At 71.0% G+C, this 25,830-nt stretch carries 22 protein-coding genes; 10 read left to right on the forward strand and 12 right to left on the reverse strand.

Features of this window, described 5'->3' with window-relative positions; translation table 11 throughout:
- Nucleotides 1–14 precede the first annotated feature (14 nt).
- The 9 genes from JIG36_RS53130 to JIG36_RS03920 all read left to right on the forward strand — a co-directional run bounded on the left by JIG36_RS53130 (nucleotide 15) and on the right by JIG36_RS03920 (nucleotide 11,136).
- The gene (locus tag JIG36_RS53130; RefSeq protein WP_268919489.1) at nucleotides 15–767 is read left to right on the forward strand and encodes an ABC transporter ATP-binding protein; all 753 of its coding nucleotides are present in this window, start codon (nucleotides 15–17) and stop codon (nucleotides 765–767) included.
- A complete protein-coding gene (locus tag JIG36_RS03885; protein WP_203374565.1) occupies nucleotides 748–1,863 on the forward strand; it encodes an ATP-binding cassette domain-containing protein in 1,116 nt (371 codons plus the stop codon). Before JIG36_RS53130 ends, JIG36_RS03885 begins: the two co-directional genes overlap by 20 nt.
- On the forward strand, nucleotides 1,856–2,749 hold the full coding sequence (locus JIG36_RS03890) for an alpha/beta hydrolase (protein WP_236045508.1): 894 nt from the start codon (nucleotides 1,856–1,858) through the stop codon (nucleotides 2,747–2,749). Before JIG36_RS03885 ends, JIG36_RS03890 begins: the two co-directional genes overlap by 8 nt.
- Nucleotides 2,746–3,543, forward strand: a complete 798-nt coding sequence (locus JIG36_RS03895; protein WP_203374566.1) for an SDR family NAD(P)-dependent oxidoreductase — start codon at nucleotides 2,746–2,748, stop codon at nucleotides 3,541–3,543. The genes JIG36_RS03890 and JIG36_RS03895 overlap by 4 nt, the downstream gene beginning before the upstream one ends.
- Nucleotides 3,544–3,738: 195 nt before the next feature.
- On the forward strand, nucleotides 3,739–4,911 hold the full coding sequence (locus JIG36_RS03900) for a thiolase domain-containing protein (protein ID WP_203374567.1): 1,173 nt from the start codon (nucleotides 3,739–3,741) through the stop codon (nucleotides 4,909–4,911).
- Nucleotides 4,908–6,707, forward strand: a complete 1,800-nt coding sequence (locus JIG36_RS03905; RefSeq protein ID WP_203374568.1) for an AMP-binding protein — start codon at nucleotides 4,908–4,910, stop codon at nucleotides 6,705–6,707. The genes JIG36_RS03900 and JIG36_RS03905 overlap by 4 nt, the downstream gene beginning before the upstream one ends.
- Entirely contained in the window at nucleotides 6,704–7,783 is a 1,080-nt protein-coding gene (locus JIG36_RS03910; RefSeq protein ID WP_203374569.1) for a PCC domain-containing protein, read from the forward strand. Before JIG36_RS03905 ends, JIG36_RS03910 begins: the two co-directional genes overlap by 4 nt.
- Nucleotides 7,780–10,482, forward strand: a complete 2,703-nt coding sequence (locus JIG36_RS03915; protein ID WP_307872557.1) for an FAD-binding and (Fe-S)-binding domain-containing protein — start codon at nucleotides 7,780–7,782, stop codon at nucleotides 10,480–10,482. The genes JIG36_RS03910 and JIG36_RS03915 overlap by 4 nt, the downstream gene beginning before the upstream one ends.
- 174 nt (nucleotides 10,483–10,656) lie before the next feature.
- Nucleotides 10,657–11,136: a gamma carbonic anhydrase family protein gene (locus tag JIG36_RS03920; RefSeq protein ID WP_203374570.1), complete on the forward strand. Its 480-nt coding sequence runs from the start codon at nucleotides 10,657–10,659 to the stop codon at nucleotides 11,134–11,136.
- Between the two features lie 192 nt (nucleotides 11,137–11,328).
- Here the strand turns inward: JIG36_RS03920 and JIG36_RS03925 are convergent, their stop codons facing one another.
- The 9 genes from JIG36_RS03925 to JIG36_RS03965 form a co-directional block, all read right to left on the reverse strand.
- The gene (locus JIG36_RS03925) at nucleotides 11,329–11,625 is read right to left on the reverse strand and encodes an STAS domain-containing protein (RefSeq protein ID WP_203374571.1); all 297 of its coding nucleotides are present in this window, start codon (nucleotides 11,623–11,625) and stop codon (nucleotides 11,329–11,331) included.
- The gene (locus tag JIG36_RS03930) at nucleotides 11,622–15,692 is read right to left on the reverse strand and encodes a SpoIIE family protein phosphatase (protein ID WP_203374572.1); all 4,071 of its coding nucleotides are present in this window, start codon (nucleotides 15,690–15,692) and stop codon (nucleotides 11,622–11,624) included. Before JIG36_RS03930 ends, JIG36_RS03925 begins: the two co-directional genes overlap by 4 nt.
- Before the next feature lie 178 nt (nucleotides 15,693–15,870).
- Entirely contained in the window at nucleotides 15,871–16,602 is a 732-nt protein-coding gene (locus tag JIG36_RS03935) for a hypothetical protein (RefSeq protein WP_203374573.1), read from the reverse strand.
- Nucleotides 16,599–17,642: a hypothetical protein gene (locus JIG36_RS03940; RefSeq protein ID WP_203374574.1), complete on the reverse strand. Its 1,044-nt coding sequence runs from the start codon at nucleotides 17,640–17,642 to the stop codon at nucleotides 16,599–16,601. The genes JIG36_RS03935 and JIG36_RS03940 overlap by 4 nt, the downstream gene beginning before the upstream one ends.
- Nucleotides 17,639–17,977 (reverse strand): PadR family transcriptional regulator, encoded by a 339-nt coding sequence (locus tag JIG36_RS03945; protein WP_307872558.1) that lies wholly within the window; start codon nucleotides 17,975–17,977, stop codon nucleotides 17,639–17,641. Before JIG36_RS03945 ends, JIG36_RS03940 begins: the two co-directional genes overlap by 4 nt.
- Nucleotides 17,978–18,009: 32 nt before the next feature.
- Nucleotides 18,010–19,443, reverse strand: coding sequence for an APC family permease (locus JIG36_RS03950; RefSeq protein WP_203374575.1), 1,434 nt, complete (start codon nucleotides 19,441–19,443; stop codon nucleotides 18,010–18,012).
- A gap of 4 nt (nucleotides 19,444–19,447) precedes the next feature.
- Complete coding sequence (locus tag JIG36_RS03955) at nucleotides 19,448–19,795, reverse strand: hypothetical protein (RefSeq protein WP_203374576.1); 348 nt, start codon at nucleotides 19,793–19,795, stop codon at nucleotides 19,448–19,450.
- Nucleotides 19,786–21,672 carry a primary-amine oxidase gene (locus JIG36_RS03960; protein WP_203374577.1) on the reverse strand — a complete coding sequence of 629 codons (1,887 nt, stop codon included), beginning with the start codon at nucleotides 21,670–21,672 and terminating at the stop codon, nucleotides 19,786–19,788. The genes JIG36_RS03955 and JIG36_RS03960 overlap by 10 nt, the downstream gene beginning before the upstream one ends.
- 74 nt (nucleotides 21,673–21,746) lie before the next feature.
- Nucleotides 21,747–22,292, reverse strand: coding sequence for a TetR/AcrR family transcriptional regulator (locus JIG36_RS03965; RefSeq protein ID WP_203374578.1), 546 nt, complete (start codon nucleotides 22,290–22,292; stop codon nucleotides 21,747–21,749).
- Nucleotides 22,293–22,384: 92 nt separating this feature from the next.
- Here JIG36_RS03965 and JIG36_RS03970 point away from each other — a divergent pair, with 92 nt between their 5' ends.
- Nucleotides 22,385–23,152, forward strand: coding sequence for an IclR family transcriptional regulator (locus JIG36_RS03970; RefSeq protein WP_203374579.1), 768 nt, complete (start codon nucleotides 22,385–22,387; stop codon nucleotides 23,150–23,152).
- 25 nt (nucleotides 23,153–23,177) lie between these two features.
- On the opposite strand, the gene JIG36_RS03975 is transcribed toward JIG36_RS03970, so the two are convergent.
- The 3 genes from JIG36_RS03975 to JIG36_RS03985 form a co-directional block, all read right to left on the reverse strand.
- Entirely contained in the window at nucleotides 23,178–23,804 is a 627-nt protein-coding gene (locus JIG36_RS03975) for a pentapeptide repeat-containing protein (protein ID WP_203374580.1), read from the reverse strand.
- A 97-nt stretch (nucleotides 23,805–23,901) separates the two neighbouring features.
- Nucleotides 23,902–24,681 carry a hypothetical protein gene (locus JIG36_RS03980; protein WP_203374581.1) on the reverse strand — a complete coding sequence of 260 codons (780 nt, stop codon included), beginning with the start codon at nucleotides 24,679–24,681 and terminating at the stop codon, nucleotides 23,902–23,904.
- Between the two features lie 314 nt (nucleotides 24,682–24,995).
- A complete protein-coding gene (locus tag JIG36_RS03985; RefSeq protein WP_307872559.1) occupies nucleotides 24,996–25,757 on the reverse strand; it encodes an alpha/beta fold hydrolase in 762 nt (253 codons plus the stop codon).
- Nucleotides 25,758–25,830: the final 73 nt, after the last annotated feature.

A 25,830-nucleotide genomic window follows, 5' to 3' on the forward strand; every position in this document is an offset into this window, starting at 1 on the left:
TCAGCGAGCAGCAGATGCACAAGGTGCGGGGCAAACGGATCGCCTACATCTCGCAGGAACCGATTTCGAGCCTCGACCCGTTGCACGTCGCCGGGCGCCAGGTCGCTGAGGCCGTACGGGCTCATCGCGGGGTTTCGCGGGCCGAGGCCAAGCGCATCGCGTTGGAGCTTCTGGCTTCCGTACGGCTACCCGACCCGGAAGCAGTCTATGCGAAGTATCCGCACGAGATGTCGGGCGGCATGGCCCAGCGCGTGGCCATCGCCCGCGCGCTGGCCGGCGAGCCGGAGCTGCTGATCGCCGACGAACCGACCACCGCGCTCGACGTGTCGGTGCAGGCCGGCGTGCTCGACCTGCTGGTCGACCTGCGCGACCAGCGGGGCATGGCGCTGATCTTGGTCACCCACGACTGGGGTGTGCTGGCCGACGCCTGCGACCGGGCCATCGTCATGTACGCCGGGCAGATCGTCGAGGACGCGCCGACCAGGGACCTGATCGCCGCGCCCAGGCATCCCTACTCGGCGGCGCTGCTGGAGTCGATCCCGGCCAAGGTCGACCCGGGCGCGATGCTGCCGATGATCGGCGGAACCGTTCCCCCGCCGTCGAACTGGCCCACGTCGTGCCGGTTCGCGGGCCGCTGCCGGTTCGCCACCGACGACTGCACCCACGCGCCGATCCCGCTGACCCGCACTGACACCGGTGTCAGCCGGTGCGTGCACGTCGACCGGCTCGAGGAGAAGGAGGCGGCCGATGCGGTCACCACTGCTTGAGATCAGCGACCTGACGATCAGCTATCGGGGTCGCCGGCGCCGGGCGGCCGCGACCGCGGTCGACTCGGTCTCCCTTGACATCGGTGTCGGCGAGACCGTCGGCCTGGTCGGCGAGTCGGGCAGCGGCAAGAGCAGCCTCGGGAACGCCGTGCTGGGCCTCGTGCCACCGGTGTCAGGCCGGATCCAGTTCGGCGGGCGCGACATCACCCACCTCCGGGGCAGCGCCCGCCGGCCACTGGCGACCGAGATCCAGGCAGTGTTCCAGGACCCGTACAGCTCGCTCAATCCCTATCGGACAGTGGGCCAGTCGGTGCTCGAGACGCTGACCGCCTCGACGATGCCGCCGGCCCAGCGGGAGGCCCGGCTCGGCGAGATGCTGACGCGGGTGGGGCTCGACCGGTCGGCCGCCGAGCGCTACCCGTCGCAGTTCTCCGGCGGCCAGCGGCAGCGGATCGCCATCGCGCGGGCGCTGATGCCGGCGCCGAAGCTGGTCGTCTGCGACGAATCGGTGTCGGCGCTCGACCTGTCGGTGCAGGCGCAGGTGCTCAACCTGTTCGTCGAGCTGCAGCGTGACCTCGGTGTCAGCTATCTGTTCATCACGCATGACCTGTCGGTGGTGCGGCATGTCAGCCACCGGGTGGCCGTGCTCCGGCAGGGGCGGCTCATGGAGTTCGACCGCACCGAAGATGTCATCGGTGACCCGTCGACGACCTACACCCGGCGGTTGCTGGCCGCGGCGCCGGTGCCCGACGTCGAGGTGCAGTCGATGCGCCGCGCCGCGGGCCGGGCCTGGCGGGCGCTCAGCGCGGGCGACGACGGCGACCGGGCGGCCTGGCAGCGTGCGGTCGAGCGGCTGGCCGTGCGTACGGGAAACGCGCTTCTGGCCGACCGCCTGGCCGACGCCCCCGTAGCCGAGGCGCACCGACTGCTTTTCGAGGCGGGCACGGCCGATCCGGAGGCGGCCGGCTCGATCACGCTCACCGCCCCCGGTGACACGGCCACCGTGCGGAACCTGGCCGCCGCCCTGCACGCCCGCGACCTGGTGGCCGCGCGCGCCGCCCACGACACGTTGTGGAAAGGAACCGTCGATGAGTGACGACAACGCCGCCGAGGCCCCGGTCGAGTGGGGCGGCCTGCCCTCCAAGGATCGGCTGTTCTATGCCTACAGCATGGACGGCAAGGAGCCGTACGAGCTGGGCCCGGACTCGAGGCCCAAGGACGGTGTGCCGCGGGGAACCGTGACACCGCACCGCGAATTCGAGAGCACGTTCGTCTACCCGGAGACGCGGCGCACCTACAACCTCTACGTGCCGGCGCAGTACGACCCGGCGAAGCCCGCGTGCCTCATGGTGTTCCAGGACGGCGACGAATACGCGGGCCCGATCGTGAACGTGCCGGTGGTGTTCGACAACCTCATCGCAAGCGGCGAGATGCCGGTGACGATCGCGCTGTTCGTCAACCCGGGCAACCCCGGACCGGGCGCACCCGTCTATGGCGGCACCGGCAACCGCAACGTCGAGTACGACAACTGCAACGCCGACTACGCCACCTTCCTGGCCGAGGAGCTGATCCCGCAGATCTCCCAGGAGTACAACATCTCCGGCGACCCCGAGCACCGGGCGATCTGCGGCATCTCGTCGGGCGGCGCCTGCGCGTTCACGGCCGGCTGGTTCCGGCCCGACCAGTTCCGCAAGGTCGTCAGCCACTGCGGCAGCTTCATCGAGATCATGGGCGCCCACAACTACCCGTCGTGGATCCGCCGGCAGTACCGGCGGCCGCTCAAGGTCTATCTGCAGACCGGCGCCAAGGACCTGGACATCAAGCTCGGCCACATCCCCCTGGCCAACCGCGAGATGGAGGCGGCGCTGCTCTACCGCGGCTACGACGTCCGCCTCGAGTTCGGCGAGGGCGGGCACACGCTCATCCATGGCGGGGCGCTGTTCCCCGACACGATGCGCTGGCTCTGGTCGGACGTCGTATGACCGGCCTCGACGGCCGCACCGCCATCGTGTTCGGCGGCGGACACTCCGGCACCGGGCCGGGCGGGGTCAACGGCATCGGCTACGAGTGCGCGCTCACCTTCGCGCGCAGCGGCGCCAGCGTGGTGGTCGTGGACCGGGACCGGGAGGCGGCCCTGCGCGCGGCCAAACTCATCGCCGAAGACGGCGGGACCTGCCGGCCGATCGTGGCCGACGCGCTCGACGAGCGGGCCATGGCGGCCGCGGTCGACGAGACGGTCACGGCGTACGGGCGGATCGACATCGTGCAGAACAACGTCGGCACCACCCAGCTCGGCGGCCCCGAGGAGCTGACGCTCGACCAGTGGCGCCGGGCCGTCGCCATCAACCTGGACACGGTGTTCCTGGGCGCGAAGTACGCGCTGCCGCACCTGGTCGCCGCCCGCGGCTCGATGATCAACGTGTCATCGGTGGCATCGATCCGCTGGACCGGCTATCCCTATCCGGCCTATTCGGCGGCCAAGGCGGCAGTGAACCAGCTGACGCAGAGCCTGGCCATCCTGTACGCCGACACCGGCGTGCGGGTGAACGCCATTCTGGCCGGGCTCATCGACACTCCCCTCGCCTACCGAGAGCTCTCCGGTGACGCGGACACGGTCGCCATCAAGGCCGCCCGCAACGCCAAGAGCCCGACCGGAATCATGGGCACCGCACGCGACGTGGCCGAGGCCGCCCTGTTCCTCGCCTCCGACGCCTCCTCCTATGTCAACGGTGTCCTGCTCCCCGTCGACGGCGGCCTGCACGTCCGCGCCGGCTAGCCGCGGCGGCGCGGTCCGGACGGCTGGGTCGCGGCTCTTCGCCCGGTCGTCGGTCCTCAGCCCTCCCAGCCGCACTGCCCTCCGCACGCACTCCTCCCCGCACGCGCTCATCCTCTGCTCTCGCTTTTTCCGCGATTTCCGTCTTCCGCATCGGGCGACCCGATTTCCTCGACCCCCAACCCCTCGGAGGTCTTCATGACGTCATCCGCACAGATGATCGGCTGGGCCCACACCCGGTTCGGCAAGCTCGACGCACCCGATGTCGAGACGCTGATGGCCGAGGTCGCCACCGCGGCCGTCGCCGACGCCGGGCTCGACACCGGTGACATCGACTTCATCGCGGCCGGTGTCTACGGGCACGGCTTCTCCGATCAGAGCTTCCACGCCGCCCTGGTCGGGGCGGGCTCGCCCGAGCTGGCCCAGGTTCCCGCCGTACGGGTCGAGAACGCCTGCGCCACCGGCAGCGCGGCCCTGTTCACGGCCCTCGACGCCGTCGCAGCCGGGCGGGCCCGGGCCGCCCTCGTCATCGGGGCCGAGAAGATGACGGCGGTCACCGGTGACGTGGCCGCTGCCTCGCTGCTGTCCGCCTGCCACCGGCCCACCGAGCTCAAGTACGGCAGCTTCGCCGCGGTGTTCGGCGAACTCGCCCGGCGCTACGCCGACCGCTACGGCGACCAGCGGCTGGCCCTGGCCCGGATCGCGTCGAAGAACCACCGCAACGGCCTGAGCAACCCGTACGCCCATCTGCACAAGGATTTCAGCGTCGAGTTCTGCGCCACCGAGTCGCCGCAGAACCCGATGGTCGCTCCCCCACTGCTGCGCACGGACTGCTCGCTCATCTCGGACGGCGCGGCGGCTCTGGTCGTCACGACCCCCGACCTGGCCCGCAACGCCCGTCGTTCGGTGTCATGGCTGGCCCGCAACCAGGCCAACGACCACATGGCGATCGACGCCCGGCCCGATCCGCTGGCGTTCGAAGGCGCACGCCGGGCCTTCCTGGGGGCGCTCTCCTCGGCCGGGCTGGACCTGACCGACCTCGACATGCTGGAGACCCACGACTGCTTCACCCAGGCCGAGCTGCTGCAGTACGAGGCGTTCGGGCTGGCCGAGCCGGGCAAGGCGGGCGAACTGCTGGCCGAGGGCCGCACCGAGCGCGACGGCATGCTGCCGGTCAACGTGAGCGGCGGCCTCAAGGCCAAGGGCCACCCGATCGGTGCCACCGGTGTCTCGCAGCACGTCATGGCCGCCATGCAGCTGGTCGGCGAGGCCGGCGACATGCAGTTGCCCCGTGTCGACCGGGCCGCGGTGTTCAACATGGGCGGCGTCGCGGTCGCCAACTACGCCTCGATCATGGCGGTGACCCGATGACCCCCGCTCCCGACAGCGGCGCAACAATCGCCGTTCCGGGCATCGACCCGACCACCGCCACTACCGGCAGCGACCCGATGGCCGCCGTTTCCAGCGACAGAGCCACGGCCCCCGTACGGCGTGCGGTGAACCTCGCGACCCTGCTCACTCAAACCGCCCGGCGCTTGCCCGGCCACGACGCCCTCGTGCACGGCCCGCTGCGCTGGACGTGGAAACAGCTCGACGAGCGGGTCGGCCTGCTGGCGGCCGAGCTCGTGCGGCGCGGGGTGAAGCCTGGGGACTGCGTGCTGCTGCACAGCGGCAACCACGTCGAGCTGGTGCAGACGATGTTCGCGGTGTGGCGGATCGGGGCGGTGCTCGCTCCGACCAACAGCCGGCTGACCCCGGACGAGGTCGTGGTCATCGCCAAGGCCTGCCGGCCGGTCCTGATGGTCTGTCACGCCTCGCAGCCGGCCCACGCCGAAGCCGTCGGTTGCGCCCAGACGATGTGGATCGACGGTTCCGGCCCGGATGCGGTCGGCTCCCTGTCCACCGCGGCCACCGGTGTCGACACCGCGCCTTCCAACCCCGCCTCGCCGCCGAGCGTCGCCACCACGCCCTCCGGTGTCGACACCACGCACTCCGATCCCGCCTCGCCGCCGAGCGTCGCCACCACGCCGGCCACCGCCGAATCCGTGTCTGCGGCCGTCACCGGTGACATTTCGGATGCGCCGGTCATGAACGGCGCAGCGGCCTGGTATTTCTTCACCTCGGGGACCAGCGGGCGGCCCAAGTGCGCGATCCTGACGCACGATCAGATGGGGTTCGTGGTCAACAACCACCTGTGCGACCTGATGCCGGGTACGACCGAGCGGGACGCGTCTCTGGTGCTGGCACCGCTGTCACACGGGGCCGGCGTGCACTTCCTGACGCAGGTCGCCACCGGCGCGCGGTCGGTGCTGACCACCGGGCCGGGGCTGGACGGGGCCGAGGTGTGGGAGCTGGTCGAGCGGGAGCGGGTCAGCAACATGTTCACCGTGCCGACGATTCTCAAGAAGATCGCCGAGCATTCGGACGCCTCGAATCGGAATCATTCCAGCCTGCGGCATGTCATCTACGCCGGTGCGCCGATGTATCACGCCGATCAGGAACACGCCCGGGCGGTGCTCGGGGACGTGCTGGTGCAGTACTACGGGCTGGGGGAAGTCACCGGGAACATCACCGTGCTGCCGCCGCACGAGCACGGACGGCCCCGGCCCGAGGGCGTCGAGTTCGGCACGTGCGGGCGGGTGCGTACGGGAATGCAGCTGGCCATCCGTGACACCGATGGCAACGAACTGGGGCCGGGCGAGACCGGTGAGGTGTGCGTGGCCGGGCCTGCGGTGTGCGCCGGATATCTGGACAACGACGAGGCCAACGCGGCCGCCTTCCGGGACGGCTGGTTCCACACCGGCGACCTCGGCATGACCGACGAGCAGGGCTATCTGTACCTGACCGGGCGGGCCTCGGACATGTACATCTCGGGCGGCTCCAACATCCATCCGCGCGACATCGAGGAGAAGCTGGTGGCGCATCCGGATGTCACCGAGGTCGCGGTGCTCGGCATGCCGCACCCGGTGTGGGGCGAGGTCGGGGTCGCGGTGTGGGTCGGTACCGCCGACGCGGACTCGCTGCGGGCCTGGCTGGAACCGAAGATGGCCCGCTACAAGGTGCCGCGGCATTTCGTGCAGTGGCCGGAGCTGCCCAAGTCGGGCTACGGGAAGATAGTCAAACGGACCATCCGTGAACGCCTGCTGGCCGAGGGGTGGAAGCCGTGACCACACACCCGGCCGACAGCAGGACGGGCGCCGCGCCGGCTCCGCTGGTTCATCCCGGGCCGGCCCTGCCCACCCGCTCGATCTCGGTGCCGACCCGGTCGACACCGGTGACATTGCTGCTCACGCCGGGCGAAACGCTGGTGAGCGCGGTGTCCGCAGCGGCGGCCCGGCTGGGCGTGGAGGCGGCCCAGGTCGAGCTGCTCGGCGGCACGCTGGGCGAGGTGGCCTATTGCGTACCGGCCGAATGCCCGGACGGCAGCACGGCCGCCTGGTACAGCGCCACCCGGCACGCGCGAGGGCCGGTGAACGTGATCGGCGGGTCGGCCACGCTGGGGCAACGCGACGGCGCGGTCTTCATGCACACCCACGCGGCCTGGATGGATGCGGCGGGTGTGCTGCAGGCGGGGCATCTCTGGCCGGAGACCACCGTCGGCCCGGTCCCGGTGCACGCGGTCATCCATCCGCTGCCGGGCGTCCGGAGCATCAGCGCCACCGACACCGAGACCCACATGCCGGTCTTCACCCCGTACGCGATGGGGTTCGCCCCGGCCGAAGGGACCAGGGTGGTGTTCTCGCGGGTGCTTCCGGGGGAGAATCTGCGGGTGGCCGCCGATCGCATCTGCGCCGAAGCCGGGTTCGCGCGGGCCTCCGTGCGGGCCAGCCTGGGCAGCCTGGTCGGGCCGGTGTTCGCCGAGGCCGGCGGCACGGTCCTGGCCGGGCCGTGCGCCGAGGTCATGTCCCTCTACGGCGAGGCCGGGCCGGCCGTCGACCCGGAGGCGCCGATGCACGCCCTGGCCGTCGACCGCACAGGACGCCTCCACGGCGGTGTCATCGACCCGGCCCGCAGCCCGGTCGCCATCACGGCCGAGCTCCTGATCATCGAGCAGACCCCGGCAGTGAGGCGGCCCGCACCCGACGCCCCGACGCCCGGCCAAGCCACACCAGACGGGTCAACGCCGGCGCCCCAACAGGCGACGCGCCATCAACCTGACCCAGGCCGGGCCACGCCCAGCCAAGCCACAGCCAGCCAAGCCACACCCGATCGAGCGCAGGCTGACGGGACGGCACCGGCGTGAGTGTGGAGAGTCTGGCCGCGGACATGCCGGGCGCGGTCAGCACCCGGCCCACCGACCGCCTGCGCCTGGCCCGCGACGCCTCGCATTTCGCGCTCACCCCCAGCGCGGTGGTCACGGTGGCGTCGGCCGGTGACGTGGCCCGGCTCTTCGCCGCGGGGCAGCCGCTCACGTTCCGGTCGGGCGGCACGAGCCTGTCCGGCCAGGGTGTCACCGATGGCATCCTGGTCGACAGCCGCCGCCACTTCCGCGACATCGAGGTCCTCGACGACGGTTTCCGCGTACGGGTCGGCCCGGGCGCCACCGTACGGCAGGTCAACACGCGGCTGGCCCGGTACGGGCGGATGCTGGGGCCCGACCCGGCCAGCGAGGTCGCCTGCACGCTGGGCGGCGTGGTGGCCAACAACTCCAGCGGCATGGCCTGCGGCACCGCTGCCAACAGCTACGCGCTGATCGACTCGGTCGTGGTCGTGCTGCCCTCCGGCACCACGCTGGACACCGGTGACATCGACGCCGACGACCAGCTCCGGGCGCGGGAACCCGACCTGTGGGCCGGGCTGAACCGCCTGCGCGACCGGGTTCGCGGAAACGCCGCCTCACGCGCCTCGATCGAGCGGCAGTTCGCGCTGAAGAACACCATGGGCTACGGCCTCAACGCCCTGCTCGACCACGACCGGCCGGCCGACATCCTGACCCGTCTGCTGGTCGGCAGCGAGGGCACGCTCGGCTTCCTGGCCTCGATCGTGATGCGGACCGTGCCGGTGCACGCCCACGCCCGTACGGGATTCCTGGTCTTCGACGATCTGGCCGCCGCCACCGCCGCGCTGCCGGGCCTGGTCGCCACCGACCCGGCCGCGATCGAACTGCTCGACGCCACCTCGTTGCGGGTCGGCCAGTCGGACGCCGACGTCGACCCGGGACTGGCCGCCCTCGACGTCCGCCACCACGCCGCCCTGCTGGTCGAATACCGGGCCGGCACCGCGGCCGAGGCCGACGCGCGGGCCGAGGAAGCCGCCGGGACACTCGCGCGTCTTCCGCTGGTGACACCGGCCGAGCTCAAGAGCGACCCCGCCGCCCGCAACCGACTGTGGCACCTGCGAAAAGGCCTCTACGCCAAGGTGGCGGGCGCCCGGCCGCCGGGCACGGCCGCGTTGCTGGAGGACATCGCCGTACCGGTGCCGGAACTTCTGCCGGCCTGCCGTGAGCTGATCGGGCTGTTCGAGCGGCACGCCTACGACCACGCCGTGATCTTCGGGCACGCCAAGGACGGCAACATCCACTTCATGCTGACCGAGCGGCTGGGCGATTCGTCGGGGCGGGACCGGTTCGGCCGGTTCACCGATGACATGGTCGACGTCGTTCTCGGGCACGGCGGCACGCTCAAGGCCGAACACGGCACCGGGCGGATGATGACCCCGTTCGTACGGCGTCAGTACGGCGACGAACTGTACGACGTGATGCTGGAGATCAAGCGGCTGTGTGACCCGCGCGGCATCCTCAACCCCGGCGTGGTGCTCAACGACGATCCGGGGGCGCACCTCGCCGCCCTCAAGACGTCGCCCGTGGTCGAGGAGGAGGTGGACCGCTGCGTGGAGTGCGGGTTCTGCGAGCCGGTGTGCCCGAGCCGCGACCTCACCACCACGCCCCGCCAGCGGATCCTGCTGCGCCGCGCTCTCGAACAGGCCCGCCTCGACGGGGACGCCGCCCTCGTCGCGTCGCTGGAGAAGGACTACGAGTACGACGCCGTGGACACGTGCGCGGTCGACGGCATGTGCCAGACCGCGTGTCCCGTGCAGATCAACACCGGTGACCTCGTACGGCGGTTGCGGGCGTCGGATTCTCAAGGCGCGTGGGCGTTCGCGGCCCGGCACTGGTCGGCGACAACCCGCGCAATGGGCGCGGCGTTGTCCACCGCCCGCCGGCTCCCGATCGTCGCCGCGCCCGTCAGCCGGGCCGCGCACCGGATCGCCGGAGCTCCACTGTGGAGCCCCGACCTGCCGGGCGGAGGCCGGGCGAGGCCGCGCGTGACACCGGAGGACAAGCCCGACGCCATCCTGTTCTCGTCCTGCACGGGCACGATGTTCGGGCCGGCGAACGAATCCTTCGCGCGGCTGTGTGACCGGGCCGGCGTCGTCCTGGCCACCCCGCCCGGTCTGCCGTCGCTCTGCTGCGGCACGCCCTGGAAGTCGAAAGGCATGACCCGCGGCCTGGCCGAGATGGCGTCCCGGGTGCGGCCGGCGCTCGCGGGCGACATCCCCGTGGTGGTCGACGCCGCCTCCTGCACCGAGGGATTGCGCCAGCTCCTGGGTGACGTCGCGACGGTCGTCGACGCCGTGGAGTTCACCGCCACCCACCTGCTCGACCGGCTGAAGGTGACTGCGCGCCTCGGCGACCTGGCGTTGCACCCCACCTGCTCGGCTCAGCGGATGGGCCTGACCCCGGCGCTCCTCACGGTCGCAGAGGCGGTGGCGGAACGGGTGACCGTTCCCGACTCGTGGGGCTGCTGCGGGTTCGCCGGCGACCGCGGGCTGCTGCACCCGGAGTTGACCGCCGCCGCCACCGCACCCCAGGCGGCCGAGCTGGCCGGGCGGCACTTCGACGCGTACGCCTCCTGCAACCGCACCTGCGAGCTCGGCATGACACGGGCGACCGGGCACACGTACGAACATGTCCTGGACGTCTTGGAAAGAGTGACCCGATGACCGTCTTGAACGGGTGGCCCGAAGACCATGTTGGAAGGCACGACCCGATGACCGTGCTGGAAGGCACGACCCGAAGACGGGCTGGAAGCGTAACCCGAAGACCGTGCCGGAAAGCGCAACCCGATGACGGGCACGAAAGGACGACCCGATGACCGGGCACGAAAGGGATATCCGATGACCGCGTGGGTGGCGCCGGGCGCGTTCGTGCTCGGCAAGGTGACGCTCGGCGAGAACGCGAGCGTCTGGTACACCGCCGTGCTGCGCGCCGACCGTGACAGCATCACGGTCGGCGACAGCACGAACCTGCAGGACGGCGTGGTCGTGCACGCCGACCCCGGCCACCCCGTACTGCTGGGCGAGCGGGTCAGCGTCGGTCACCGCGCGGTCCTGCACGGGTGCACGGTCGAGGACGACGTGCTGATCGGCATGGGCGCGATCGTCATGAACGGCGCCCGCGTCGGCGCCGGCTCGATCGTCGGGGCCGGCGCGCTGGTTCCCGAGGGCTTCGCCGTACCGCCGGGCTCACTGGTGCTCGGCATGCCCGGCAAGGTCCGCCGCCCGGTCACCGACGCCGAGCGGTCCACGATCCGCGCGAACGCCCTCGAATACGTCGACCTGGCCCGCTACCACCGTGACCTGAACTCGAGTACGTAGGTCCGGCCCGCTACCACCGCGACCTGAAGTAGTGCCGGCTCCCCCAGTCGGCCACCTCGACCCTGAGGGTGCGGGCCGCGGTATCGGCCGTACGGAAGTGGATGCCGAGCAGGATCCGCGCGTCCACGACGTCGGCCCGCAGAGCGGCGCCGCCCCGGCAGTGCCGCGTCGCACCGGGCCGGAGATTACACGCTACTGCTGGTCGGGGATGGTGGTGATGTCGTCGAGGCCGGCGATCGACAGGACCGGCGCCAACAGGGAGTTGGAGACCAGGCGCAAGCGGTCGATGTGCGGGAACAGGGCCGCCAGGCCCGCGCTGTCGATGTATTCGACTGCGGTCAGGTCGACGGTTACCGTGGCGGCGTCCTCGGTGTCGGTCAGGGCGGTGGCCAAGGCGGCCGCGTTGCTCATGTCGATCTCGCCGACGGCGGTCAGCAGGACGGCGCCGTCGGGGGTGCGGGCGGGCGTCAGCGTCAGCGGAGTGCTCATCGCGGGATCCTTGTTTGCAGGCCGACAATGGTTCCGGCGGCGCCGGTTGTCACGGTTACCTCGGACATCAGGGCGCGCATCAGGGTCATGCCTCGGCCACGGTGGGGGTCGGCGGCGGGCTGCGGGGTTTTCCAGGCGCCGGTGTCGGTGATGGTCAGATGCAGGTCGTGAGCCGTCGCCGCGGCCCGCAGGCGGATCAGGCCGCCGGGCAGGGCTCGGTGGCCGTGCTCGATGGCGTTGGCGCAGGCCTCGCCGGCCGCGACCAGCACGTTCTGGGTGGTGGTGGAGTCGACGCCGCAGCGGGCCAGCCAGCCGCGCAGCATCGAGCGGACCGTGGCCAGGCGGGTCGCCTCGGCCGGAAACTCCACCTCGAGCGGGCCGGGGTGACGGTAGAGCAGCAGCGCCACGTCGTCGTCGTAGCCGCTGTCGGGGGCCATGCTGTCCATGACCACCGTCGCCAGGTCTTCCAGGGCGGCCGAGCGGGCCTGCTGGACGGCGGTGGCCGCCCTCTGGATGCCGGTGGTCAGCGGCTGGCGGCGGCGTTCGACCAGGCCGTCGGTGTAGAGCAGCAGCGTGGCCCGCACCGGGACGGTGTAGTGGGCCTCGGGTCGTTCGGTCTCCGCCCGTACGCCCAGGGGCCGTGACCGCCCCTGGTCGAGCAGGTCGGTCGCGCCGTCGGCGTGGGTCACGACGGCCGGTGGGTGGCCGGCGCTGGCGTACGTCAGTTCCCCGCTCGCCGGGTCGAGCACGCCGCAGAAGACCGTGGCGCACATCGCGCCCGGCAGCTGGGCGGCGAACCGGTCGAGCGCGGTCAGGGTCTGGGCGGGGTCGGTGTTCTGCAGCAGCAGGGCGCGGCAGGCGGAGCGCAGCTGGCCCATCACCGTGGCTGCCCGCAGTCCGTGCCCGACGCAGTCGCCGACCACGATCCCGATCCGGCCGTCGGCCAGGGTGACCGTGTCGTACCAGTCGCCGCCGACCTTCAGCGGCCGGGTCGCGGGCGAGTAGCGGACGGCGAAACCGGCGGGCAGCTGAGCCGGGCCGAGGATGGCCCGTTGCAGGGCGAGCGCCGTCTCGCGCTGCTGGTCGATCTGGTGGATGCGGTGCAGGCCCTGCCCGAGGTGGCCGGCCAGCAACGCCAGCAGGGTCTGGTCCTGCTCGGTGAACGGGCGCTTCTCGGCCAGCTCGACCCAGAGGACCATGGCGCCGTCGGGGTGTTCCAGCGCGATGCCCGCTCCCCCGGCCTGCTCGGCGACCGGGGTCAGCAATGGCTTGTCACGCAGGGTGGTCAGGGCGCGGCGGCGTCGCTCGCTCAGGGCGTCCCAACGGGCCTCCGGTTCGGTGGTGAACACCGTGGGGTCGGCGCCGCCGTTGAAGACGACCGCGTAGACCCGGGTCGCCTGCCACAGCTCCTCGAGGACAGGCAACACCCCGGTCAGGGCTCCGGGCACGCTTTCGGCCTGCGACAGCCGGACGCTCAGGGCGGCCAGCGCGCTCTCGCGCTGCACCGCGTAGTGCTCGGCGGTGACGTCGCGGAACGTGCCGACGACGGCCCGGCGACCGGTATCCGGGTCTTCGACCTGGTTGAACGCCGCCGCCACCCACAGCTTGTGGCCGTCGCGGTGCTTGACCGGGATCGTGTAGTTGCCCGCGGACTGGTCCATGAGCAGCCCGAAGGCGTCCTGCACCTGCTGGAACCCCTCGGGGTCGGACTCCCGGTCGGGCCACCACGGGTGGACCGGCGCATAGGGCAGCCCCTCGGGGCCATAACCGAGGACGCTCGCGAACGTCGAGTTGATCTCGATGACGGCGCCGTCCTCGTCGCAGACGAAGAACGCCTCCTGCAACGAGTCGATCATCGCCGTGCGCCATCGGGCGTGGTGGTTGCGCAGCCGCGACAGCTCCACGTTGGCGCGGACCCGGGCCAGCAGCTCGGCCGACGAGAACGGCTTGACCAGGTAGTCGTCGGCTCCGGCCTCCAGCCCCTCGATCGACGCCTCCTGCCCGGCGCGGGCCGACAACAACAAGACCGGAGTTCCCGCCGTACGGGAATCCGCCCGTAGAGCCGCCACGAGCTGGAGCCCGTCGAGGCGGGGCATCATGACGTCGCTGACGATCAGGTCCGGGTTGCGCAGCCGGGCCGCCTCGAGCGCGGCCTGCCCGTCCGGGACCGCCTGCACCTCGTGGCCGGCCGAGCGCAGCAACCGGGTCAGGTAGTCGCGCATGTCGGCGTTGTCGTCGGCGATCAGCACCGTGGCCGGTTTCTCGGAGCGGTCCGGGATCGGCTCCTCGGGCCCGCCCGGCAGCCAGCGCAGCGCCTCCTCGACGAACGGGTCGGCCGTGGACGACACCGTCACCGCGCCGGCCTCGGTGGTCACCGACTCGGGAGGCAGGTGACCGGCGCCGGCCCGCAACCGGATGGTGAACGTCGTTCCTGCACCCAGCACGCTGGTCGCGGTGATCGTGCCGCCGTGCAGCTCGACGAGTTCCTTGACCAGGGCCAGGCCGATGCCGCTGCCCTCGTTGGACCGGGAACGGGCGTTCTCGATGCGGTGGAAGCGTTCGAACAGTTTCGGCATCTCGGGCTCGGGCACCCCGACCCCGGTGTCGGCCACGGTGACCACGGCGTCGTCACCCTCGGGCCGTACGGAAACCCGCACTCCCCCGGTGAAGGTGAACTTGAGCGCGTTGCTGAGCAGGTTGAGAACGATCTTCTCCCACAGGCCGCGGTCGAGGTAGACCCCGGGCAGCGGCGGGCAGTCGACCTCGAAGCTCAACTCGGCGCGCTCGATCGCGGACCGGAACACGCTGGCCAGTTCGGCCGTGGTGGCGCCGAGGTCGAGCGGTTCGAAGCGGGCCTGCATGCGGCCGGCCTCGATGCGCGAGAAGTCGAGCAGCGTGGTGACCAGCTTGCCCAGCCGCAGCCCGTTGCGGTGGATGACGTCGAGTTCGGCCCGCACCCCGCCGTCGGTGATGTCGGGGCGGCCGCGCAGCTCTTCGACCGGGCCCATGATGAGGGTCAACGGGGTGCGGAACTCGTGGCTGATGTTGGAGAAGAACGCCGTCTTGGCCCGGTCGAGCTCGGCCAGCTCCTCGGCCCGGCGCTGCTGGGCCTGATAACTGCGGGCGCTGCCGATGGCGGCCGCGATGTGGCCGGCGACCAGATCGACGAACCCGCGATAGACGTCGTCGAGGGCGCGGAACCGGTTGAGCCCGGCGACCAGGAAGCCGTACGGGATGCCGCCCTGTTGCAGCAACGGCACCAGCAAGGCCTCGGTCGGGGGCTCGTGCCAGTCGCCGGATGGCAGGTCACCGGTCAGCGGCACCAGCTCGGACTCGCCCCGCATGACCGCCTCGGTGGGCCAGCGCGCCGGGTCGGCCACCGGGTGCCCGTCGATGATCCCGGTCGCCCCGGCCAGCCGGGAACCGGAAGGGTCGAAGAGATAGGTCAGTGTGAAGGGCAGGTCGTGCTGGTTGCGCTCGAGCTGGGCGCCGGCGAACGCGAGGGCCTGCTCCTCGGTGCGCACGACCGTCGGGTCGGAGCCCAGGTCGCGCAGGGTGGCCATCCGGCGTTCGCCGATCACCCGTACGGTGTCCTCGCTGACCACACAGAGCATGCCGACCAGGTCGCCGTCGTCGTCGCGCAGCGGGCTGTAGGAGAACGTGTGGTAGGTCTCCTCGCGGTAGCCGGAGCGTTCGAGGAAGAGCAGCAGACCCTGGTCCCAGGTCGCGTGGCCGGTGGCGAGCACGCTGAGGATGCGCGGGCCGATGTCGTCCCAGATCTCGGCCCAGACCTCGCTGGCCGGACGGCCCAGCGCCCACGGATATTTGCTGCCGAGGGTGTCGTCGCGATAGGCGGCGTTGCAGAAGAAGGTGAGCTGCGGGCCCCAGGCCATCCACATCGGGAACCGCGACGACAGCAGGATGCTGACCGCGGTGCGCAGACTCTGCGGCCACTGCGCGGGCGGCCCCAGCGGAGTCTGGTCCCACGCCACCGCCATGAGGTCGCGACCGACCTCGCCCCCGCCGGCGAAAACCTCAGCGCCGGCGTCCGGCTCCTCCCGATCCATGAACCGAGCTCTCCCGCTTCGTCAACCGCACACCAGGCCCGGCTCCGTCCGTACCGCGCTGCGTCGATCCCTCCGCAGGATACTTCGCAGCCCGCGTCCTGACGTCCTCCGGGCGGGTGGCCCTATACCCGGATCTTGATGACTCATGCAGGCGTCTCATGCACGGCTCGCGGATACCCTACGCACGGCTCGCGGGCGTCTTCACGTCGGCCACGCGCAGCGTCAGCAGGGTGGCGGCCAGCAGCAGGATGCCCAGGACGGCGGGCCAGCGAGCCAGTTCGACGAGGAGCTGGGCCGAATAGGGCAGCGTCAGGTCGACGACGCCGAACAGATTGAGGGCCGTCTGCACCAGCAACGGGACCAGCAGGGCCACGCCGACCACGGCGGTTTCGCGGATCACCGTACGGGAACGGGGTGTCTTGTGCCGGGCCAGCCGTCGCGCCGAGAGGGTCAGCCAGGCCCCCAGCACCGCCCCGGCCAGACCGGCCACGATTGTCAGCGCGATGACCCACCAGGCGGCCTGCTTGTGCACGGTGGTGAAGTCGCTGTAGACGTCGAGCCGCACCTCGCCCCGGGTGGCCGAGAACGCGTACGTGTCGGGCGGGCCGTCCGATGTCTGCCAGCCCTCGGCCTCGACCCGGGCCCGGGCGGTGGTGGTGTCGAGGGGCGCGTTCGGGCTGGGCGCGGCCATCGGGGCGCCGTCGCGGCGGTCCATCATGAAGCGCAGCCACGCCGCCTGGTCGGCCCGGAACGGGTCCTTCTCCACGGCGATGGCCTGCCCGGGATAGAGGACGGCTACGGTCGCGGCGGGATCCGGGTCGGGTTGCCCGGCCTCGGCGACGCCACGGCCGAGCAGGGCGGCGGGAAGTCCGAAGAGGACGGCGCCGAGCAGGGCGAGCACGATCTTCACGCCGAGACCTCCACCCGGGCCGGACGACCGGCGACGGCCGCGGTGATCAGGGCGACCGCGAAGAGCACGAAGCCCAGGAAGCCGCAGCCGAAGCCGTACGTGAGGGACAGCGACCAGAACGGCTGGACGGGCGGACCGCCGGAGACCTGCTGGAAGACCATCGCGGGAAGCCCGAGCAGCGCCTGCGGCAGCAGCAGGACGAGCGCGAGCACGGCCGGTTCGCGGGTGAGCGAGCGGACCGGGCCACTCGACTCCTGGGTGCGGCGCGAGGCCCAGCCGGTGATCAGCCAGCCGATCAGCCCGCCCACCAGCATCCCGAGCACGCCGGCGGCGGTGATCCAGCCGGGGGTGAGGCGGTCGAGCTCGGCGGTGGCATAGAACGAGCCGGCCGGGGTGTCGACGACGTCGGTCTCGGTCTGCACGGTCAGGGCCAGGCCGTCGCGGGTGGCGGTGAACCGGCGGCCGCTGTCGTCGATCTCGCCGGTGGCGATCCAGGTCGCGCCGGTGACCTCGGCGTCGCTGACCTGCCAGCCCTCGGAGACCAGGCGCTGCTGGGCGGCCGCGGTCCAGGCCGGGTAGTCACCCTTGACGAAGCCGCCGTCGGGACCGATCCATACGGTGGCGAAGGCGAAGTCCTCGTCGTGGCCACGCAGGAACACCTCGCCGAAGCTCCGCTCGGAGACGTCGTGGAACAAGCCGTCACCGTCGCGCTCGGAACTCGGGTCGAGCCCGGGAAACAGGGACTCCTCGATCGCTTCGAGCCGCGCCCCGGACGGATAGCCGGGGGCGAACTCCCACGCGATCCGGGTCGTCACGGCCGCGCCGACAAAGCCGGTGACCAGCGCGATCATCGTCGCCAGCACAACCACGCCGCGGCTGGCCGGGCGACCCAGGCGGGCGCGGAGACCGTGCCGCAGCAGGTTGACCGCCTCGCGGACGGTCGGGCGGGCCCGGCCCGCCTCGGCCAGGGTGTCGAGCAGCTCGCCACGGCGGCGGCCCGGCGGATAGGCCCGCACCAGCAGGCGATAACCGCGGCTCATGCCGTCGCCGGCCGGGTGGCGAGCTGGGTCGCGGCCGTGCGCACGTTGCGCTCGAGCCGCGCGGTCTCGGCCTCCAGAGCAGCCACGCCGCCGGTGGTCAGACGGTAGTAACGCCGGTCGCGGCCGTCGACCTTCTCGTCGTGGTCGACCTCGACCAGGCCCTCGGCGTGCAGCCGGTCGAGCGCCGCATAGAGCGTGCCCGCCTGCAGCGTGACCTGGCCCTCGGAGAGAGCGGACACCTCCTGGATGATCCCGTAGCCGTGCCGGGCCTGCTTGACCAGCGCGGTGAGAATCCAGAAGGTGGGCTCCCGCATCGCCTTCGCCTTCTTCGCCATGCGAGGCAATATAAAGATGATCTGAGTATGCGTCAATCGACGCGGGTGACGCCCATCGACTCGTAGCGCGCGGGCTGCCGCGAACGGGCCCACAGGCCGAGACCGACCGCGACGGCGATGACGACGAGGTGGATCCACGGCAGCGAGTTGATCACCGAGGAGGTCGTGCCGGTGATGGCTTCGTAGTTGGAGAGCGCGAGCACCAGCGCGGTCCCGACGCCCAGCGTGGCCAGCGCCGGCGCGACCGTGTACTTCCAGCCGTGCTGCTTACGCCGCAGGAAGAAGACCAGCACGGCCAGCGACGTGGTGGTGATCAGGCCGAGGATGCCGACCGCGCCGACCCCGGTCAGCGAGGTGGCCAGGTTGGTCAGCGGGTCGAGGCCGGCGACGGCGAACCCGAGCATCACCAGGGTCATGACGGCGAAGCTGGTGAGTCCGGCGACGGTCGGCGACTTGAAGCGGGGGTGCGTACGGGCCAGCGCGCGCGGCATGAACCCGTCGCGCGAGAGGGCATAGAGGTAGCGGGAGGCCGCGTTGTGGAACGCCAGCACGCCCGCGAAGCTGCTCGTCACGATCAGCACCTGGAGCAGGTCGGTCCACAACTGGCCGACGAACTCGGTGCTGAGGTTGAACGCGTAGTTGCCAGGGTCGGCCGCCACCGCCGAGATGTCGCCGCCCGCGATCAGGGCCCACGAGGTGAGCACGAAGAACAGGCCGACGCAGAGCACCGCGCCATAGGTGGCCCGGGGCACCGTACGGTCGGGGTCGCGGGCCTCCTCGGCATAGATCGCGGTGCCCTCGAAGCCCTGGAAGCACGAGAAGCCGTAGATGAGCGCGACGCCGAGCGAGCCGGTGGTGAGCACGGTGCCCGGCGAGAACGAGTCGAGCGTGAAGGCGCCCGCGCCCTGGCGGATCAGGATGGCGACGTCAAGGACCAGCACGGCCACGCCCTCGGCGATCAGGGCGGCGCCGAGCACACCGGCCGCCACCGTGATCCGGAACCAGCCGAGCAGGGCGACGATCAACATGGAGATCAGGCAGCAGAGCCACCACGGCACATCCACGCCGAAGAACTGGTCGAGGGTGAGGTTGGCGAAGAAGCCCAGGGCGCCCAGAGTGGCGGTGCCGACGCAGAGATAGGCGGTCAGGGCCACGTACGCGGCGGGGAGGCCGGCCAGGCGTCCGAGGCCCTTGGTGATGAAGGCGTAGAAGGCGCCGGCGTTGCGCACGTACGGGACCATGCGCGTGAACCCGACCGCGAACAGCAGCAGGATCAGCGCGACGATGACGAAGACGCCCGGGGTGCCGACGCCGACGCCGAGCGCGATCGACAGGGGGATGAGCGCGACGGCGCCGGCGGCCGGGGCCACCGCTGCCATCACCATGAAGACGAGGTGGCCGGCGCCGAGCGTGCCGCCGGCCAGGCCGGCCGCTTTCGCGCCTGGTGTTTCCGTGGTGGTCGCCATCCGGTCACCGTGGCAGACGCTGTGAGCTGGTCCGATGGGCCGGTCCGGTCAGTGGTCCGGAAATTAGCGCGAGCCCGATCTGCCCGTAAGCGAGCACCAACGTCGCCTGCCCGAAGGCGTGATGCGACGCGTGCCCGGTGTGGAGCGCCGTCATGAGAACGCTGAGAACGAGCATGGTCGCGCTCTCACCGGCCGTCATCCGGCCGCGCCACCCGTCGCGGGCGCAGACGGCGCAGACGATGGACAGCGCCAGCATGGGGGCCGCCGCCGCGCCGGTCGTGGCGACCAGCGCGGCGTGCGCGACGAGGCAGACGACCGACAGAGCGGCGGCGGCCCGGGCGATCAGTGGCAATGCTTCGGCTCCGATGCGGGGACGTCCAGGGCCGGGTTCTTGTCGAAGAAGTTGACCGGCAGCAGGTGGAAACCCGCCTTCTCGACCGGCATCACCGGCCAGTCCTCGGCCCGCGGAATGTGGGTGACGCCCAGCGTGTGCCACATGACCACATCCGTGTCCTCGGTCGGCCGGTCGGCGGCGGTCCAGCGGGGCAGCCCGTCACCCGAGCGGCTCTGGTTCGGGTATTCGCCGGCCGAGCGCATCTCGTCGGCCCGGTACGGGGTCACCCACATGTTGCGTGTGGCGAACCCGGCCCGCTGGGCGATCAACGACGGCGGCTGAGCCAGCATGGTCGCCGAACTCCAGCCCGGCAAGAACTTGTAGCCGACCGGCACACCCCACGCGTTGGTCTTCCCCCGGTTCACGACCGTCCAGTTGCGCGAGCTCTGGGTGTTGGTGACCCAGTCCCCCGCGTTCTCCCGGTCGATCACGGTCTTCCGCACACCGATGGCGTTGCCGTGCGGGTTCTCCGGTCCGACCGGTACGGCGTACGCGTCGTTCTGCACCACGGTGTTCTCCCAGCCGTCCACCTCCATGTCGAGGCGGAACGAGAACAGGTGCTGGTGGTACGTGCCGACCAGGTTGGTGCTGATCGGCGTGCCGTGCGGGGTCGGCTCGCCGGGCTCGACCGCGCGGGTCTGCACGATGCCGAGCAGCTTGATCTCCATCTGGATGGAGGCGTCCTGGTAGAAGTACCAGAAGAAGCCGTAGTGGTAGTTGCCGACGGTGGCGATGAAGCTGACCACCAGGCGGCGCGAGCGGCGCACGTCGACCTTGCCGGTGACCCAGTCGGTGTGCTTCCAGAGGATCCCGTCGTCCTCCTCGTGGATGCAGATCGCGTTCGGGATCGTCGCCGGCTCGCCGTCCTCGCCCGCGAGCACCGCGTCCATGTAGACGATCTCGCCGAGACAGTCGCAGCCGAGGCGCAGCGGGTTGGCCAGTTTGCCGAGCCCGAACTCGCCGACGTCGAAAGCGCTGCGCCAGAAATGCTCGGACGACGGATCCCCGTACGGAACCACCATCTCGGACAGCGACCCCCGGTGCATGACCGAGCGGTAGGCGTCGCCGTCCTGGTATTCCACGGCGTGCAGCACGAGCCCCTCGAGCGGGTGCATGCCGATCCGGAAACGCCACTTCTGCCAGGTGAGCTCGGGCCCGTCCAGGGTGAAGCCGACCCCTTCGGGCTGGGTGATCTCGAGAGGCGCGATGTCCGTACGCATCGGCTGGTTCGCGTCGGCCGTGTAGTTGCACAGGTCGGGGTTCATCGGCCGCACCCCGAAGTCGTGCACGTCGACGACCTGCCCGGTGGTGAGGTCGACGATCGCGATGACGCCCTCGATCGGGTGGGCGTAGCCGTTGTCGTCGGGGAACTCGCGGTAGTACGAAACCGAGCCGCACATCCGCCGGCCGTCGACCGGCACGTCGGCCATGTTGCCCACGCCCCACGGGTCGATCTGCACCTGGCCCAGGTCGGTGATGCCCCGCTTGGCCAGGGCCTCGATGTAGCGCGGGTCCTGCTTGATCAGCTCGGGGGCCCGCTCGAACTCCTCCAGCAGCACCGGCGCCGACCCGTCGGTGATCTCGGTCGACGAGACCAGCTTGTCGGCTTCGAGATCCACGACCACGTCGAACGTACGGGCGGTGTCGCGGTCGAGGATCATGGCCCGGGCCCGGCGGGTGACCTTCTCGCCGGCCCGCAGCGCGTACTTGTCCGGCTCGTCGGTGAAGACGGCGCTGAAGCCCGGCCGGTCGCCGCCGATCTTCTCGTTCCGGACCACCGACGCGACCCGGCGGATCTCGTCCGCGGTCAGGGCGTCGAACAGGGGATTGCGCATGGCGTGAGGTCCTTTCCTTTTCGCAGACCTCAGCGAAACACGTATTTCGGTGCGGATTCCGTGTTCCGGTCCGCTCAGTGGGCCGGTTTCCATCCGGTCAGCACTTCACGCAGTTCGACAAGCGTTTCCTCGGTACGCGCATCCGACCCGTGGACGAGATGTTGCAGCACGAGCCCGTCGAGCGCGGCGAACACGAGCGCGGCCCGCACGTCGCCCGGGTCGTCGATGCCCAGGGCGGTCAGGGTGCCGGCGACCTGGGCGATGTAGTGGTCGTAGAGCTCGGCCACCGGCCCCATCTCGCCGTCGCCGCGGGCCGCCCGCAGCAGGAAGTCGTACTGGAGAAGCTGCCGGTCACGGGCCTCGGTGATCAGGCGCACGAGGTTGGCGCCGAACGCCTCGACACTGTCGGCGAGCAGGTCGGCCTCGGCCGCGTCCCGGCGGGCGGCCAGCTCGAAGGCCTCGGTGAGCATGGCCTCGCGGGTGCCGAAATAGAACCGGACCAGGCTGTGCGAGGTGCCGGCGAGCGCGGCGACCGACCGGTAGGTGACCTTGTCGTGCCCCTCGGCGCCGGCGATGTGGATGGCGGCGTCGAGCAGGCGGTCACGGATGGGGGCGTTCATTTCGCAGAATTTACATTGCGGGCTGGACGCGGGAAGCCCGGCGGCCACAGAATGTGAATTGTCCAGGTGGACAATTCGAGGGGAGGCAGGGCGTGCAGCATCATCCGCCGTCCGTGCTGGGCAAGGCGTTCCTGCTCTTCGGGGCGTTCGACGGCGCCCGCACCACGCTTGGGCTCACCGACCTCAGCCGCCGCTCCGGCGTGCCCAAGGCCACCGCCTACCGGCTGGCCCAGGAGCTGGTCGACCTCAACCTGCTGGAACGGGTCGAGGCCGGCTACCAGCTGGGCTGGCGCATGTACGAGCTGGGCCAGCTGGTGCCCGGCCCGGCCAACCTGCGCCACCTGGCCCGGCCGGTGCTCATGGACCTGCACTCGGCCACCCGCGCGGTCGTGCACCTGGCCGTCCCGCACGGCTTCGACACGCTCTACCTGGAACGGCTGGCCGGCCGCCGTGACGCCCGCCTGCACACCGCGGTCGGCAACCGGATCCCGCTGTGGTTCGCCGCGTCGGGCAAGCTGTTCATCGCCCACAGCGCCGACGCCGAACACCTGCTGACGGCCCTCGACCGCGACGGCGTCCCTCCGCGCACCTCACACAGCGTGCGCACCGCCGCCCAGCTGCGCCCTCAGATAGCCGCGATCCGCGAACGGCGCTGGGCGGTCGAGCAGGAAGAGTGCGTCGAGGGCTACAAGTCGTACGCGGTCCCGGTCACGGTGAGCGGCCCGCACCAGGTGGTGGCCGCCGTCTCGGCCACCCTGCCGTTGGCCCGCCGCGACGACCAGCCGGTGATCCGGGCCCTCTGGGCAACGGCGGCCCACATCAGCCGCTCCCTCGAGGCGTCCCTGGCCGTGGCCGGCTGACCGACCTGCTCGCGCCGGTGGGGGCTCACTCCGGCGCGACGGCGGCTCTGCCCGTACGAAAAATCCGGTAGAGGCCGGAACTGACCCGCTCCGACCGCTCGGCCACAATCTGGACCAGCGGCTCGGGCCAGATCGTCCCGCCGTCCCAGCTGACGTCCGCGAGGTTGGCCCGGGGCATGTCGGTGCGTGCCAGGTCGGCGCCGGAGAGGTCGGCCCCGGCGAGGTTCGCGCCGGCCAGCACGGCACCGGTCAGGCGGGCCCCCGCCAGCTTCGCCCCGAACAGCACGGTCCGCTTGTCCATCCGAGCCCCGGTCAGGTCGGCACCGCTCAGGTCGGCCCTGATGAGCAGGGCCTTGCACAGGTCGGCGCCGGCCAGGTCGGCCCCGGCCAGGCACGCCTCGGAGAGATCAGCCCGGAAGAGGTTCGCCGCGTGCAGGTCGGCGCCGGACAGGTCGGTACGCGTGAGGTCCGCCTCGGAGAGGTTGGCCCGGCCCAGCTTGGCCCGGGAGAGATCGGCCCGGTGCAGGACGATGCCGCAGAGGTCGGCCTCGGACAGGTCGGCGCCGCTCTCGATCACCATCCGCGGCGCGCACGGCCCGGTTCCGGCCACCTGATCGGCCCGGGGCCGGTCGTCGGACAGAGGGAATTGCATGGGGATCCGCTACCTACCGTTGTCGTGGGGAACCGTCGGCAGGAGACTGACATCCCGGCCACCTGGAGAATCGGACCAATAGTGCGAGCCGGGCGGCTCAGTTGAACGGCGGGCGGTGGACGCCGAAACGGGCGTGGATCACCGACGAGCAGACCTCGGTGCGGGCCACGATGACGCCGACCGTGAAGAGCACGATCAGGGCGCCGGCCAGGCCCCAGAAGAGCTGGTTCGTCCAGTCCAGGAACGCGCACACCCCGCACAGGCCGAGGGCCAGCGCGGTGATGCCGGCCATCGTCTGCAGCTCGCGTAACAGATTGTGCAGGGTGCGGTGGGCCTCGACGGCGTCGCCGAAGTGCGACTGGGGCGACCATTTCTTGGTGATGTAGAGGCCGGTCATGGTGCCGAACCAGAAAAGCGCCAGCCACAGATTCCAGGCGCGCGCGTCACCGAGGAAAAAGGCCGGCGGGATCTCCAGGCTCGCGATCGCGAACGGCAGGAACGAATCGAGGAATGAGGGCGCCCAGCGCAGCAGAACGCTCATCGTCAGATACCAGTAGAAGACGACGACGAAGATCAGCAGGGTTGCGATGCTCTGCACGAACCCCAGCACGCTGGGCTTCTCGAACGTGTTCTCGGCCAGCAACGCGAGCGCGACGCCCTGGATGATGCTGATGATCGTGATGAAACCGCCCGGCGATATCTCCAGCGAGCGGCGGACGAGAACGTCGTGGGTGAGGGCCTGAATTCCGTCCCCGCGTACGGCTTCCGGCGGCGCCGCCGGAACCGGAATCTCGTAGGAATGGCGGGGCGCCGAGGGCGCGGCCCGGTGCCGGCGCTGGGATCGGGATCGGGTGAGATCAGGTAATTCCGCTGCCACGACCCACATCTTGCAAGACACGTCAACACCGGTTTCTCGTACGCGGGAATGCGCACTTGACTTGGGCCGGGTAAACGTCTTTACGCAGCTCAGAGCCGGGTTGAGCAAATCTGATCGACCTGACTGGTCAGATCCCGAAAATGATCTCCGAAAGAGCCGAAGCCACAGCTCACCGCCGTGATCACGCACAGTCAACACAATGCGCGCCGTGACGGAATGTTCCCCACCGACTACCGACACGCTCCGTGACAATCGGAGGCTAGTACTCGGTGTCTATGACTCGGAGCGCAAAAGCGCAAAAGCCGCGAGCCCCGCTAAGAGGTGAGAAACGAGTCGAGCACCGGCGCGATCTCGCCCTCGAATTCGTCGAAGAACCCGTGCCGCCCGCCGTGGTGCAGGTGCAGGCTCGCCCCGGGGATGCGCCGGGCCAGCAGCGGGGCGTTGGCCGTCGGCACCATGAGATCGTCCGAGCCGTGCAGCACGAGGGTCGGCGCCTGGATCAGCGGCAGCACGTCCCACGCGTCGTGCCGGTTGCTGGCCCTCAGGTGCCCGCGGCTCTCGTCGAGGGTCATGGTCGGGTCGCCGAAGAGGTGGCTCGTGCCGGTCCAGCCGTCGGTGTAGAACAGCTCGCGCAGCGTCTGCCCGCGCAACCCGTCGTCGGCGAGCTTCCGCCGCACCTCGGCCGTCCGTTCCACCGCGTGCGGGCCGCCGGGCGAGGTGCAGGCGAGCACCAGCCGCTCGACCAGGTCGGGGTGCCGGGCCGCGAGGAACTGGGCGACCCGGCCGCCCATCGACGTGCCGTAGACCGACGCGGGCGCCCCGGCGCCGATTTCACGCAGCACGGCCGCGGCGTCGTCGGCGAACCCGGCCGTGGTCCACTCCCCGACCGGGCCGCGGCTGCCGCCCGTACCCCGGAAATCGAACGTCACGACGCGGAAGTCGCCCTCGAACGCCTCGCGCAGCCCGGTCCACCAGTCGTGCGAGTTGGCCTGCCCCGAGAGCAGCAGGAGCAGTGGGCCGTCATCGAGCCCACTGACCTGCGCGGCGAGCGGAAAGCCGTCCTCGGCCCGTATCACCACATGATCACAGCACGTCACCTCGCGCGGGCCCTCAGTCTTCGGCGGGCCCTCCGTCTTCGGCGAGCCCTCC

This window comes from Paractinoplanes ovalisporus, from assembly GCF_016834655.1.
Lineage (GTDB): Bacteria > Actinomycetota > Actinomycetes > Mycobacteriales > Micromonosporaceae > Actinoplanes > Actinoplanes ovalisporus.